This is a genomic window from Hymenobacter polaris, assembly GCF_012927305.1.
GTDB classification, from domain to species: domain Bacteria; phylum Bacteroidota; class Bacteroidia; order Cytophagales; family Hymenobacteraceae; genus Hymenobacter; species Hymenobacter polaris.
In genome coordinates this window covers 2,097,986-2,110,726 of the sequence record NZ_JABBGH010000001.1, presented here as the reverse complement: position 1 = coordinate 2,110,726, position 12,741 = coordinate 2,097,986, and the positions used below count along the sequence as shown (strand labels likewise).

Genomic DNA, 12,741 nt, shown 5'->3' with positions numbered 1-12,741 from the left:
CTTTTTTATGCAGTTACTTACACGCTTAGGATTTCCACCATGCGCATAAAGCTCTGGTTGATAACCTTGCGCTTGGTGATGGTATCGTTGAAAGGCGTGTACATGAGTTTGCGGTCCACGATGCCGGCCATCACGTTTTTCATGCCGTTAAGCAGGCCTTCGACGGCGGCAATGCCAAGCTGCGAGGCCAGCAGGCGGTCGGCGGCGGTAGGCGAGCCGCCACGCTGAATGTGACCCACGATGGTAACGCGGGTGTCGAGCTGCGGAATGGCCTCCTTCACCCGGCGCGCGATGGTGTGCACGTTACCTTCCTCCTCGCCCTCGGCCACAATCACGATAAACGAGGTTTTGTGGCGGCTGTAGCTGGCTTGCAGGCTCTCAATCACGGCTTCCACGCTCATGGCCGTTTCGGGCACAATCACGATTTCGGCCCCGCCCCCGATGGCGCACGGAATGGCGATGTAGCCCGAGTCGCGCCCCATCACTTCCACAAAAAAACAGCGGTCGTGCGAGTCGGCCGTGTCCCGAATCTTGTCGATGCAGTCCAGGGCCGTGTTCACGGCCGTGTCGTAGCCAATGGTGTAGTCGGTGCCAAACAGGTCGTTGTCGATGGTGCCCGGCGCGCCCACCGTCGGGATGCCAAACTCCTGCTCGAAAAGCGTGGCGCCCGTGAAGGTGCCGTTGCCGCCAATGGCTACCAGGCCCTCAATGCCGTGGCTGCTAAGCTGCTCAAACGCCTGCTGCCGCCCCTCCTTGGTCATAAACTTTTGCGAGCGGGCCGACTTGAGGATGGTGCCACCGCGCTGCACCGTGTTCGACACCGACGCCGAGTCGAGCTTCACCATCTCGCCCTTAATCATCCCGCTGTAGCCTCGCACGATGCCGTAGACCTCTACGCCGTGGTACACGGCGGCCCGCACTACGGCGCGGATGCAAGCGTTCATACCTGGCGCATCGCCGCCGCTGGTAAATACCCCAATTCTTTTCATCATACCTAATCAAAGAGCAGCCGTCCGCCCCGGACCAGCTTTAAGTCCGCAAAGGTCGTAATTACTTTCCCAACTGATACCGGCCGCAATGGTTTGGGGTGTTACATTTTTCGGGCGGCTGCGTATAAGCGGGCGGGCCGCCTAGGCAAGCCTGTTGGTTTTAAGCAGATTTTGCTGTACTTTTCGCTTACCTCTCGCCCACCTTCACTCTCTATTGTCCTATGTTTGGTTTTTTCGAAAACGAGCAGGCTAAAAAAATAAAAGGCCACCTGTTCAACCTGGCCGCTCTGGCCAAGGCTGACGGCCACGTCGACGACCGTGAATTGAATTTTATCATCACCGTTGGCAAAAAGAATGGGGTATCGGCCGGCGAGGTGCGCAAGATTATTGCCGGCAACGCTACCAATAACTCTGACCTGCCCCACAACGACTCAGAGCGCTTCGACCAGATTTTTGACCTCGTGGACATGATGCTGGCCGACGGCGTGGTGGACGAAACCGAGATGGATTTCTGCATCGACATGGCCGAAAAGCTGGGTTTCCGCAAAGCCATCGTGGGCGTGCTGGTGCGCAAAATCTCGCAGGGCGTGAAAGATGCCGTGCCGCGCGACCGCATCAAAGACGAGAGCCTCAGCTTCCTGAATTACAACAATACGGCCACCCGCTAGAATCGCTGATTAGCGTGGATTTCGGGGACGATTTCCTTCTTATGTAACGCCGGTAAGGCCGCCCATTAGGCGGCCTTTTTTTATGACTACAAAATCCGTGAAATCCGCTTAAATCCGCGCTAATCAGTGGTCTCGGCTGCGATGGCCCGTAGCAGCCCCGCGCAGGCTTGGTCAATTTCAGCTTCCGTAATGGTGAGCGGCGGGGCGATGCGCAGCGAGTTATCGCAGAACAGAAACCAGTCGGTGAGGATGCCCTCGTGGGCTAGGGCGTGGTCGATGATAGGCTTGAGCACCGCAAACGACTCAAACTCGACGGCCATTAGCAGCCCCTGGTTGCGAATTTCGCGAATGGCGGGGTGGCGCAGCTGCTCGCGAATGCGCGCGGCCTTGGCTGGCACCTGGGCCAGTAGGTCTTCCTCCTGAATGACTTGCAGCGTGGCTAGCGCCGCCGCGCAGCTCACCGGGTGGCCCCCAAACGTGGTGCAGTGCCCGAGGATGGGGTTGGTTTGGAAGCCGGCCATGATGGCGGGCGAGGAAATGAACGCCCCGATGGGCATGCCGCCGCCCATGCCTTTGGCGCACACCAAAATATCGGGCACCACCCCAAACTGCTCGAAGGCCCACTGCGTGCCCGTGCGCCCAAAGCCGCACTGAATTTCGTCGAGAATGAGCAGGGCGCCCACCTCGGTGCAGCGCTGGCGCACGGCGGGCAGGTAGCCGGGCTGCGGTGGGCGCACGCCGGCCTCGCCCTGCACGGTTTCGAGCACCACGGCGGCCGTGAGCTCAGTAATGAGGCCTAGGTTGGCCAGCTCGTTGTAGCGCAGGTGCGTGACGCCAGGCAGCAGCGGGCGGTAGCTGTTCTTGAAGTCCTCGGAGCCGGTAATGGACAGCGCCCCGTGCGTAGAGCCGTGGTAGGCGTTGAAACTGGAAACCAGGCCCGTGCGCCCGGTGTGGCGCTTGGCCAGCTTTAGGGCGCCCTCAATGGCTTCGGCCCCCGAGTTGGTGAAGTACACCGTGTCGAGCGGGGCGGGCAGGGTGGCGGCCAGCGCGTGGGCCAGCCGGGCGGGCGGGGCCTGCACCAGCTCGCCATACACCATCAGGTGCAGGTACTTGTCAAGCTGGTCCTGAATGGCTTGCAGTACCCTAGGGTGCCGGTGCCCAACGTTGCTGACTCCGATGCCCGCAATCAAATCCAGGATAGGCCGGCCCTCGGGCGTGTACATATACACGCCCTCGGCCCGCTCAATTTCGAGCAGCAGCGGAAACTCTGAGGTTTGGGCCTGGTGGCGCAGAAAAAGTTGGCGCGGGGTAAGCATAAGCGCCGCAAAGGTACGGCCGGGGCTAGCCCTGGGGCCGGTGCAGGGCCCTAGGCTACTCTACGCCGGTGTAGGGCGCGGGACTGGCCTGCGCGCCGGCCCGGTTGCCGGCCACGCGCTGCAATACCTCCTTGGTAAAGTCGCGCTCGGCCTGGAACAGCTGGGCAATCTGGCGCAGCGAAATCACTTTTTGTAGCTTGTCGAAGTACTCTTTCTCCAAGTTCAGCTGCTGCTGGCGGGTGCTAAAATCCTGGGTGAAGTAGTCGCGCAGCTGCGCGTCGGTGAGGGCGGGGTTGGTGGCATCGCGGCGCAGCAGGCGGGCCGAGCGGTTCAGCTCGCGGCGGCGCTGCACAAACTCGTTGTAGATGGGCCAGAAGCGCTGGGCTTGCTCCTGGCTGAGCGTGAGGCGCGAGGTGATAAAGGCAATTTTAGCGTTGTCGAGTTGGTTGAGCCGGGCGCCAGCCTGCCGGCCCAGCCGGGCGCGGCCCTGGGCCAGCGCAGGCGCCGTGCTGGCCAGCCCTAGGGCCAGCAGTAGAAGTAAGGTGCGGATAGACATGGACTTAGCGGCAAGAAATAAAGAGCGTGGCCTAAAGCGCGCCGGGGTCATCGGGGGTCGGCTGGCCATCGAGTGCCTCGTTTAGCTCGCTGGCCGAGGCATGTAAGTATGGTGAGGCCGCACCGGCGCGCGGGGCCGGCAACTCCGAAAGGTCGAGCATATCCACGTGCGTTTCGCCGCTGGTGAGGTAGTCGATAAGCTGCGCCTGGGGCACTTGGTCGAGGCTGGTGGCCGTAGTAGGAAAGCTGGTGGCTGGGCCGCCACCCAGCCACAGCGAAGCGGCGAAGGTACCCAGCAGCAGCGTGCTAGCTAGGCCCGTGCGCAGGGCGGCCGGCGCGCGCAGCAGCCAGGCTAGCGGCGCCGGGCGGGCGGGCGGCGCCACGCGCGCCATCACCTGCGCGGGCAGGCGGTCGAAGTAGCCGGGCGGCGGGCTACTCAGCGACTGCCCGGCGCGGCGCGGGTACTGACTTAGGGAAAAAGGCGTTTTCATGAACGTTAGATGCAAAAGCAACCCTAGGGTTTAAGCGGACTCGTCGCTGGATAGCGCCGGGTCGTCGGCGTTAGTAATATATTCCTCGATTTTGCGGGCCGCGTGGTGGTAGCTGGCCTTGAGGGCGCCTACGCTGGTGCCCGTCACCTCGGCCATCTGCTCATAGGGCATCTCGTCGTAGTAGCGCAGGTTGAATACCAGGCGCTGCTTGTCGGGCAGGCGCAGCATGGCGCGCTGCAGCTTCAGCTCAATGGCATCGCCGGCCACGGCGGGGTCGGCCTCCACCTTGGCCAGCAGCTCGGCGCCCACGTCGTTGAGGGGCAGGAAAAACTTGCGCCGCTTGCTCTTCAAAAAGCTCAGGCACTCGTTGGTAGCGATGCGGTAAATCCAGGTGAAAAGCTGGGCATCCTGGCGGAAGTTTTCCAGGTGCTGAAACACCTTCACGAATACGTCCTGCGTGAGGTCGTCGGCATCGTCGTGGTCAATTACCATCTTGCGCACGTGCCAATACACCTTCTGCTGGTACTTGCGCACCAGTTGGTTGAACGCCAGGTTGCGGCTGGCTGGCTGCTGAAACTTGCTGAGGATTTCGTGGTCTTCCACGCGCGGGAGAGGGGCAAACGTGGGGTTTGGACGCCGCCGGGGGCCTAGGGTTTAATCTGGCTTTTGTAAGCGAACTTGCTGCTCAATGGCTCAGCGGCTACTTATTCAATCGTTAGGAGAAGGTTGGCACGACCGTGATTCTATCCTCCTGCACGCTTGCTTTCAATGCCTTATTGACTGCGTAGAGCAGGAAAACCTGCTCGATGGTCACGTTTCCTGGCATCACGACGAGCACAAACAAGCCATTTATCAAGAGCTGACCGCACTGTACCACTGGTGGAAAGCCAGGGTGGTAACTTTAGCCGCGGAGAGCGGTCTGATTAATCCCGAATCGCCCGCTTACCAGGATGATAATGCGATGCTTATCCGCCTTATTAAAGTCAGAAGCTATCTGTGGACTTAACTACTTGATTTGCAAGTGGCAAGAATGAGTACTTCGCTAGGACGTGTATACAGTTACTAGCAGAACGTCATGCTGAGCTTGCCGAAGTATGACGTTCTGCTAGGGCTCTTCATCGACTGTGAACAGTTCCTAGTTACCGCCCAAAAATGGCGACCGAACTGGTTTGCGCCGGGCGGATGGTAAAGTTGCGCACGTCGGTAAACTTGCTGCCCTGGCTGGTGTTGGTGCGGAAAACCAAGCGGTAGGCGCCCGGCTGCAGCGCCAGGTTGAGCCGGCTGCTGGCTTCGGGCAGGTTATATACCCAGGTCTGCGATTCATCGTCGTTGAGGCGGTAAATGCTGCCGAAGCCCTTCAAGTCACTGGTAATGTTGAGGGTGCCGGGCGCGGGGTAGCTCACGGTCGTGGTTTGGCCCTGGCGCACCACCACGCGCTCGGTAATGCGCGGCAGCGTCAGCAGCTCCACGTCGTAGCTGCCGGCCAGCAGCTTTTGCCGCGCCCCGAAGCCTAGGGCCAGGCAGGTGGCGCCGCTGCCCGCCGGGCGCACCACGGCCTGCACGGTGGCGCCGTAGGGGTTGGGCGTGCTGGCGGGTGGCTGCAGCGCCAGCGTGCCCTGCGGTGTCTTAAAATTCAGCACGTTAGCTTTGCCCGCCCGAATAGTCAGGTTGGGCTGGCGCACCGCGGGCGTGGTGTTGATGATGAGGTCGTAGCTCTGCAGGGCGTCGATGTCCACCACGTCGGCCTGGCCCTTGGCGTCGCGGTAGTGCACGTAGTTGTACTCGGGCTGACCGGTCACGTTGTTCACGAAGGTCATGTTCACGTTGCTTTCCACGGGGCGGCCGGCTTCGTCGGTTAGGTTCACGGCCACGGTGGTTTTGGCCAGCGTCTGGGCAATCACGTCGTTGAGCACCGTGCGGAAGGTTTTGACTTCGGCCGCGTTGTAGTAGCGCCCCAGGCACTCCAGCGAGCGCCCAAAGTCCTTCTCGGCCCCGATGCCAATCACGAACGGCTTGAGAAAGATGCGCTTGCGCTGCAGCTCCAGCGAGGTGGCGCAGGGGTCGCCCTTGCACGACTCCACGCCATCGGTGATGAGCAGCAGCACGTTGCGCGAGGTTTTATCCGACGGGAAATCCTTGGCCGACTGCTGCAGCGAGTACGTGATGGGCGTGTTGCCCTGGGCCTTCAGCACCTTAAGCTTGGCCTTGATGGCGGCCGCGTTCTTGGGCGCGAAGGGCACCTCCAGGCGCGAATCCTCGCAGTTTTGCTCGGCGTTGGGGTGCTGGTGGCCGTACACGCGCAGGCCCAGCTCCAGGTTGGGGTAGGCGTTGAGCGAGTCGGCCATGCGGGCCAGCAGGCGCTTGGCCACTTCCCAGCGCGGCTTACCTTCCCAAGGCGCCATCATCGAGCCCGAGGCATCGAGCAGAAACAGGATGCGCGTCACCTTGGGCCGCTCGGGCGGCGCGTTCTGCCCTAGGACCGGCCGCGCCGCCAAGGCCAGCCCCAGCAGCCCCAGCAGCCAGCCGATACCGCCGCGCAAACAGAAACGGAGTGGGAATAGCATCGGCGAAATTTACACTGCCGGCGCGAGTTTAGCGCTACCGTAGCGGCAAAATTGGGCGGCGCCCGGCCGGCTGGCGAGCGCCCGAAGCCGCCCAGCCCGCTAACTTTCGCGCTGCCGCGGGCCCTGGGGCCTCCATTTTAGTTCTGCAGTATGCGCGTTGCCCGCTTTCTTTTTCAAAAATTAACCCGAGTATTGGCCGGCAACGGTTTGTACCTCAGTAAATCACTCAACTATAAGCAAAGCCCGGCGCCGCTACCCATCAACTTCGATTACGTGCGCTACGCCACCCTAGGCCTCTGCTTCGAGCAGCTGGTGGCCCGGCAGGTGCCCGGCAATGTGGCCGAGCTAGGCGTGTACCAGGGCGATTTTGCCAAGCGCCTCAACCAGCTTTTCCCCGACCGCCAGCTTTACCTCTTCGATACGTTCGAGGGCTTTGCCGACCAGGATGTGAGCACCGAAAAAGCCAGCGGCTTCTCTACCGGCGAGCAAAGCTTCGCCAATACCAGCGTCGAGCTGGTGCTGCGTAAAATGCCGCACCCGCAGCAGTGCATCGTCAAGAAAGGGTTTTTCCCCGCTACCGCCGCCGATGTGGACGATACCTTCTGCTTCGTGAGCCTCGACGCCGACCTCTACGACCCCATCCTGGAAGGCCTGCGCTTCTTCTACCCGCGCCTCGCGCTGGGCGGCTACATCTTCGTGCACGACTTCAACAACGACGAGTACCGCGGCGCCCGCCAGGCAGTCACCGAGTTTTGCCGCGCCGAAGGTATCGGCTTCACGCCTCTGCCCGATAGCGGCGGCACGGCCGTGCTCTGTAAGTAAAGCTACGGGGCTACGCGTTCAGGCAGGAAGCCGTCATCGGCGCAATACTACTGCCTCGGCCAGGGGCGGCTCCGGTACGTTGAAGGATACAGGCTGACCGTTGAGTTGTAAGCTGACGCTCTTTGCCCGGTCGCACCCATTCTTGCACGGTGAGCGCTCTACGGGTACCATAATACGGCGAATGTCGTAGCGCTGCTTCGCGGCTGGTACTAATACGCGGTACGAGCCGGCAATTCCGCGCGTGGAATCGCCCACAAAGCCGAGCGCAAAACGACGCCGGTCAATAATGAGCAGCTTGCGGCCGGTGGCCGACGCGGCCAGCCAGCGTACAGTGTCCTGCGGCTGGAGCAGGCGCGCATCGTAGTAGCTTACTACGTAGGCACTTCGCACCTCGGCCTGCCGAAAGCCTTGCCCCGCCACCAGCGTATCAGCGCTAAACTGGAAGTATACCGTCGCGCTCTCGCTGTAGCCAGGGCACTCGCCCAGGCAGCAGCTTCCCAGCATAGCTACTAGTAACAGGTATAGTAAGATTTGCATACTGGCGGACGGTGGGGCAGAGAGGGTTGTGGGAAAACTTTACGCGGAGGCAGAAACTGGCTACGGCCGACCCCGCTAATAACTAAAACCCCCGCGCCGGCCTGGTAGCCAACGCGGGGGTCTAGGGTAGGTGGCGGGGCCAAGCTACTACATATTCTTCACAATCTCCTCGCCAAACTCGCTGGTTTTGAGCAGGGTGGCGCCATCCATCTGGCGCTCGAAGTCATAGGTGACACGCTTGCTGGCGATGGCGGCCTCCAGGCCCTTGTTGATGAGGGCGGCGGCTTCCTTCCAGCCTAGGTGCTCGAGCATCATCACGCCCGAGAGGATAACCGAACCGGGGTTCACCTTGTCCTGGTTGGCGTACTTGGGCGCGGTGCCGTGGGTAGCCTCGAAGATGGCGTGGCCGGTGAGGTAGTTGATGTTGGCGCCCGGCGCAATGCCTATGCCGCCCACGATGGCCGCCAGCGCGTCGGAGATGTAGTCGCCGTTCAGGTTCAGCGTGGCTACTACCGAGTACTCGGCGGGGCGCAGCAAAATCTGCTGCAAGAAGGCGTCGGCAATGCTGTCTTTGATGATGAGCTTGCCCTGCTCCACGGCCTGCTTTTGCAGCGCGTCGGCCACTTGCTGGCCCTGCTTGGCCACAATCTTGTCGTACTGGGCCCAGGTAAATACCTTGGCGCCAAACTCCTTCTCGGCCAGCTCGTAGCCCCAGGTTTTGAAGGCGCCCTCGGTGAACTTCATGATGTTGCCCTTGTGCACCAGCGTCACGCTGGGCAGCTTGTGCTCGAGGGCGTACTTGATGGCGGCGCGCACCAGGCGCTCGGTGCCTTCCTTACTCACCGGCTTGATGCCGAACGACGACGACTCGGGGAAGCGGATTTTCTTCACGCCCATCTCGTCCTGCAAGAATTCGAGCATCTTCTGGGCCTGCGGCGTGCCGTTCATGTACTCGATGCCGGCGTAGATGTCCTCCGTATTTTCGCGGAAGATGACCATATTGGTTAGCTCGGGGTGCTTCACCGGCGAGGGCACGCCGTCGTAGTAGCGCACCGGGCGCACGCAGGCGTAGAGGTCTAGCTCCTGGCGCAGGGCCACGTTCAGCGAGCGGATGCCGCCGCCCACGGGCGTCGTCAGCGGGCCCTTAATGCCCACCAGGTATTCGCGGAATGCTTCGAGGGTCTCGTTAGGCAGCCAGTTGTTTAGTTGCTTGAAAGCCTTTTCGCCGGCCAGTACTTCCTTCCACACCAGCTTACGCTTGCCGCCGTAGGCTTTTTCGACGGCCGCGTCGAATACCAGCTGCGAGGCGCGCCAAATGTCGGGGCCGGTGCCATCGCCTTCGATGTAGGGAATAGTGGGTTGGTCGGGTACGTTCAGCTTACCATTTTTAATGGTGATTTTCTGCTCTGCCATGAGAAGGGAAAAAATTATCTTGTTGCGTTGGAGGAGGGTGGGAAGAGAAAGAACTGTCTACGAGGTGGTCATGCTGAGCTTGTGAAGCATCTCGCGTGCAGCAGTAATCTCAAACGTTGGGATTTGCTAATCCAAGCGAGATGCTTCGCAAGCTCAGCATGGCCGCTTGGTGGGGTGTTCTACAAACTCAGTAGCCAAAAATCTCTTTTAGTGTCAGTTGCTGCACGGTGCCGTACTTGGCTAGCTCCTTGAAATTAAGCCGGTCCTTGGAGCCGATGACCAGAATTACCTGGTTCTGGCCCTTGATTTTGGCCTGCTGAAATTTCTGCAAGTCGGCAAACGTCATATTCTGGGTTTGCTCGTACACGTCGCGCCGCAGGTCGTAGTCGAGCCCTAGGCGCCGGGCGCGCTCGTAGCTCAGCAAAATGCCTTCGTGGGTGATGCGGTCGGTGGCGATGCTGTTGCGCAGGCTCTGCTTGGCAATGGCCAGGTTGGCGTCGGCCAGGGGCATGTCGGTGAGCAGGGCTTCCATGCCGCTCATGGCCTCGGGCAGCTTGTCGCTCTGCGTGCCGATGTAGCTCACGATGTAGTTCGAGCGCCCCGTCTTGTCGGCATTCGCGTAGCGCGACATGGCCGAGTAGGCCAGCGCCTTGCTCTCGCGCAGGTCCTGAAACACGATGCTGCCCATACCGCCGCCGAAGTATTCGTTGTAGAGACTCACGGCCGGCACCATGCCCTTGTCGTACACGTCGCCCTTGGTCAGGAACAGGATTTCGGCCTGCACCATGTCGTAATCCACCCAGTACACCTTCTTGTCGCGCAGCGGCTGCTCGGCAAAGTCCTTAGGGGCCGGGTCGGGCTTAAGGGTAGCGGGCGTCTTATGAAAACCCTGTATAACTTCAGCCACACCAAGCTCACTAGAAACGTTGATGCTACCAACTATTTTTGGCTCTACAGAAATTGGTCGCGGCCCGTAGTACAGCACGCGGTGCTGATACGTAGGCAGCGACTTCAGCAGCGCCGTTAGTTGCTCGGGCTTCAGGGCCTTGAGCTGCGCCTCGGGCACGATGTCGGTAAACGGGTTGCGCGGGCCGTACTTGGCGTAGTTCAGCATGGCCGCGTTTAGAATCACGCCCTTGTTGAGCTTGGCGTCCTGGCGCTGCTTGAGGATACCGGCCACCTGGTTTTTCAGGGCCGACGCGTCGGGGCGCGGGTTGTTCAGCAGCTGCTCAAACAGTTTTAGCGCCGGCTCCAGGTTGCTGTCGAGGCCGCTGAGGCTGATGAGCACCCGGTCTTGCCCGCTGCTGACGGCAAACGAGCAGCCCAGCTTATAAAACTCCTGCTGCAACTGCGCCGCCGAGTACTGGCCGGTGCCCAGGTACTGCAAGTAGTCCGTGGCTACGTCGAGCAGCGGGTTGTTATTCGTCCCCAGGTCGATGGCAAAAAACAGGCTAAACAAGCCGTTTTCGGTGTTTTTGGTATAGTACAGCGGCAGGCCGGGCTTAATCTGCGCGGTCTGGATGTCCTTCTTATAATCCACGAACACCGGCGCGAGGTCGGTGGCCGGCAGCTTGCTCACCTCCGTGTAGTAGGCCGAGGCGGCGTCGCGGTTGGCTGGCACGGGCGTAATGGCGGGCTTCACCACCTTCACCTTGTTGGGGTCTTCGCCGGTGCGCTTAAACACGGCCACGTAGTTCTGCCCGTAGTGCTCGTTGGCGAATTTGACAATTTCGTCTTTCGTGATAGTGGCAAAATCCTCGTTCTGCTGCACGTAGTCGGCCCAGCTCACGCGCTCGATAAACGACTCGTACATGGCCCCGGCGCGGGCAGCGTTGCTCTCGTAGCTTTTGGTGCGCTGCAGGGTTTCGTTGTTCACGATAGCCGGAATCAGCCAGTCGGGGAAATCGCCGCGCTTCACCTTGGCCACCTCGGCCAGCATCAGGGCCTGCACTTCCTCCAGCTTCTGCCCCTGGCGCGGCGAGCCGTAGAGCACGTGTGTCGAGTAATCATCGTTGAGGTCGGCAAACGTCTGAGCTTGCAGCACGCGCTGCTGCTGGTTCAAATCGAGGTCAAACAAGCCGGCCTGGCCGTTGGTCAGGATTTTATCCAGCATCCGCAGGCGCAGGCCGTCGCGGGTGGCCTTGCCGGCTAGGCGGTACCCTAGCATCACGTTCTCGGCCTGAGGCCCCACTACTTCTTTAGTGATGGGCGCCGTAACAGGCTGCTCTACCGGCGGGTTGAAGGCCGGCACGGGCTTAGCCTGCCAGTCGCCGAAGTATTTGTCAATCAGGCGAATGGTCTGGTCGAAATCCAGGTCGCCGCTCAGGCACAGCGCTACGTTGCCGGGCACGTAATACTGGTTGAAGTACTTTTTAATTTCGGTTACCGACGGATTTTGCAGGTGCTCAATCGTGCCGATAGTCGTTTGGGTGCCGTAGGGATGGGTGGGGTAGAGGCTGGCGTTGAGCGCCTCAAATTCCTTGTTGAAGTCCGAGTCCAGGCCGCGGTTTTTCTCTTCGTACACGGCCTCCAGCTCGGTATGAAATAGGCGCGGCACCAGCTCCTTGAAGCGCTCGGCCTGCACGGCCGTCCACTTCTCCAGCTGGTTGCTCGGGATATCCTCCTGGTACACTGTTTCCTCGTTTGAGGTATGCGCGTTCGAGCCTTTCGAGCCGATGCTGCCCATCAGCTTGTCGTACTCGTTGGGCACGGCGTAGCGCGCGGCCACCCCCGAAATGGAGTCAATCTGGTGGTAGGTGCGCTTGCGGGCCGCTGGGTCGTTGCGCTGGCTGCGGTATACTTCGTACAGCGCCTCAATCTTGTCCAGCTCCGGCTTTTCCTTGGCGTAGTCCTTGGTTCCCAGGTGCGAGGTGCCTTTAAACACCATGTGCTCGAGGTAGTGGGCCAGGCCGGTAGCGGTAGCTGGGTCGTTCTTCGAGCCGGCGCGCACGGCCACGTACGTCTGGATGCGGGGCGCGCTCTTGTAATCCGACAGATACACTGTCAGCCCGTTGCTGAGCGTGTACACGCGCACCCCTAGGGGGTCGTTGGGAGCCGTAGTGTAAGAGTAGGTTTTGGGAGCGACCGCAGAAGCCGAAGGCGCCGCCACAATGGCCGCCGTCGCGGTGGGCTTGCTCGACTGGCACTGCGTGGTCAGGGCCAGGGCCGCCAGGGCTGGCAGCAGGAGCAACGTTGGTCTAATCACAAACTTCAAACTTACGGGTCGGAACGCAAACAATTTTACAGGGGCACAAAGGTAGAAGGTTGCGGGGGGAATAAAAAACAAAAAATTCGGTGCTTATAGCAAGCGTCAACCTCAAGTATAGCCTTATAAAACACGCATTTGCGTAAATAAATTCGGTTTTTTGGCGCCTTGGCTGAACGGC

General features: G+C 60.6%; 12 protein-coding genes. 3 read left to right on the top strand and 9 right to left on the bottom strand.

Features of this window, described 5'->3' with window-relative positions; translation table 11 throughout:
- Nucleotides 1-17: 17 nt before the first annotated feature.
- Nucleotides 18-989 (bottom strand): 6-phosphofructokinase, encoded by a 972-nt coding sequence (pfkA, locus tag HHL22_RS09010; protein WP_169531036.1) that lies wholly within the window; start codon nucleotides 987-989, stop codon nucleotides 18-20.
- A gap of 221 nt (nucleotides 990-1,210) precedes the next feature.
- Here pfkA and HHL22_RS09005 point away from each other — a divergent pair, with 221 nt between their 5' ends.
- On the top strand, nucleotides 1,211-1,657 hold the full coding sequence (locus HHL22_RS09005) for a tellurite resistance TerB family protein (RefSeq protein WP_169530583.1): 447 nt from the start codon (nucleotides 1,211-1,213) through the stop codon (nucleotides 1,655-1,657).
- Between the two features lie 119 nt (nucleotides 1,658-1,776).
- Here HHL22_RS09005 and HHL22_RS09000 read toward each other — a convergent pair whose 3' ends face one another.
- Genes HHL22_RS09000 through HHL22_RS08985 form a run of 4 tightly spaced genes read right to left on the bottom strand, consistent with a single transcriptional unit; the run spans nucleotide 1,777 to nucleotide 4,622 of the window.
- Nucleotides 1,777-2,973: an aspartate aminotransferase family protein gene (locus HHL22_RS09000; protein WP_169530582.1), complete on the bottom strand. Its 1,197-nt coding sequence runs from the start codon at nucleotides 2,971-2,973 to the stop codon at nucleotides 1,777-1,779.
- A gap of 55 nt (nucleotides 2,974-3,028) precedes the next feature.
- A complete protein-coding gene (locus tag HHL22_RS08995; RefSeq protein WP_169530581.1) occupies nucleotides 3,029-3,529 on the bottom strand; it encodes a hypothetical protein in 501 nt (166 codons plus the stop codon).
- Between the two features lie 31 nt (nucleotides 3,530-3,560).
- Nucleotides 3,561-4,019, bottom strand: coding sequence for a hypothetical protein (locus HHL22_RS08990; protein WP_169530580.1), 459 nt, complete (start codon nucleotides 4,017-4,019; stop codon nucleotides 3,561-3,563).
- Between the two features lie 30 nt (nucleotides 4,020-4,049).
- Complete coding sequence (locus HHL22_RS08985; RefSeq protein ID WP_169530579.1) at nucleotides 4,050-4,622, bottom strand: RNA polymerase sigma factor; 573 nt, start codon at nucleotides 4,620-4,622, stop codon at nucleotides 4,050-4,052.
- Nucleotides 4,623-4,707: 85 nt separating this feature from the next.
- Between HHL22_RS08985 and HHL22_RS08980 the strand changes: the two genes are divergently transcribed.
- Nucleotides 4,708-5,025, top strand: a complete 318-nt coding sequence (locus HHL22_RS08980; protein ID WP_169530578.1) for a hypothetical protein — start codon at nucleotides 4,708-4,710, stop codon at nucleotides 5,023-5,025.
- 133 nt (nucleotides 5,026-5,158) lie between these two features.
- Here the strand turns inward: HHL22_RS08980 and HHL22_RS08975 are convergent, their stop codons facing one another.
- The gene (locus HHL22_RS08975) at nucleotides 5,159-6,559 is read right to left on the bottom strand and encodes a vWA domain-containing protein (RefSeq protein ID WP_241737998.1); all 1,401 of its coding nucleotides are present in this window, start codon (nucleotides 6,557-6,559) and stop codon (nucleotides 5,159-5,161) included.
- 231 nt (nucleotides 6,560-6,790) lie between these two features.
- On the opposite strand from HHL22_RS08975, the gene HHL22_RS08970 reads away from it, so the two are divergent.
- Nucleotides 6,791-7,405: a TylF/MycF/NovP-related O-methyltransferase gene (locus tag HHL22_RS08970; RefSeq protein WP_206680698.1), complete on the top strand. Its 615-nt coding sequence runs from the start codon at nucleotides 6,791-6,793 to the stop codon at nucleotides 7,403-7,405.
- A gap of 33 nt (nucleotides 7,406-7,438) precedes the next feature.
- On the opposite strand, the gene HHL22_RS08965 is transcribed toward HHL22_RS08970, so the two are convergent.
- From HHL22_RS08965 to HHL22_RS08955, 3 genes are all read right to left on the bottom strand, one after another.
- Entirely contained in the window at nucleotides 7,439-7,942 is a 504-nt protein-coding gene (locus HHL22_RS08965; RefSeq protein ID WP_169530575.1) for a hypothetical protein, read from the bottom strand.
- 147 nt (nucleotides 7,943-8,089) lie between these two features.
- Nucleotides 8,090-9,355: an NADP-dependent isocitrate dehydrogenase gene (icd, locus tag HHL22_RS08960; protein WP_169530574.1), complete on the bottom strand. Its 1,266-nt coding sequence runs from the start codon at nucleotides 9,353-9,355 to the stop codon at nucleotides 8,090-8,092.
- Between the two features lie 187 nt (nucleotides 9,356-9,542).
- Nucleotides 9,543-12,545 (bottom strand): M16 family metallopeptidase, encoded by a 3,003-nt coding sequence (locus HHL22_RS08955; RefSeq protein ID WP_169530573.1) that lies wholly within the window; start codon nucleotides 12,543-12,545, stop codon nucleotides 9,543-9,545.
- Between the last annotated feature and the right edge of the window lie 196 nt (nucleotides 12,546-12,741).

Excerpts from the sequence above, each read along its gene's own strand:
- HHL22_RS08980 (WP_169530578.1), top strand. The coding sequence starts at position 4,708 with ATGGCTCAGCGGCTACTTATTCAATCGTTAGGAGAAGGTTGGCACGAC.
- HHL22_RS08995 (WP_169530581.1), bottom strand. The coding sequence starts at position 3,529 with ATGTCTATCCGCACCTTACTTCTACTGCTGGCCCTAGGGCTGGCCAGC.
- pfkA (WP_169531036.1), bottom strand. The coding sequence starts at position 989 with ATGAAAAGAATTGGGGTATTTACCAGCGGCGGCGATGCGCCAGGTATG.
- HHL22_RS09005 (WP_169530583.1), top strand. The coding sequence starts at position 1,211 with ATGTTTGGTTTTTTCGAAAACGAGCAGGCTAAAAAAATAAAAGGCCAC.
- icd (WP_169530574.1), bottom strand. The coding sequence starts at position 9,355 with ATGGCAGAGCAGAAAATCACCATTAAAAATGGTAAGCTGAACGTACCC.
- HHL22_RS08965 (WP_169530575.1), bottom strand. The coding sequence starts at position 7,942 with ATGCAAATCTTACTATACCTGTTACTAGTAGCTATGCTGGGAAGCTGC.
- HHL22_RS08990 (WP_169530580.1), bottom strand. The coding sequence starts at position 4,019 with ATGAAAACGCCTTTTTCCCTAAGTCAGTACCCGCGCCGCGCCGGGCAG.
- HHL22_RS09000 (WP_169530582.1), bottom strand. The coding sequence starts at position 2,973 with ATGCTTACCCCGCGCCAACTTTTTCTGCGCCACCAGGCCCAAACCTCA.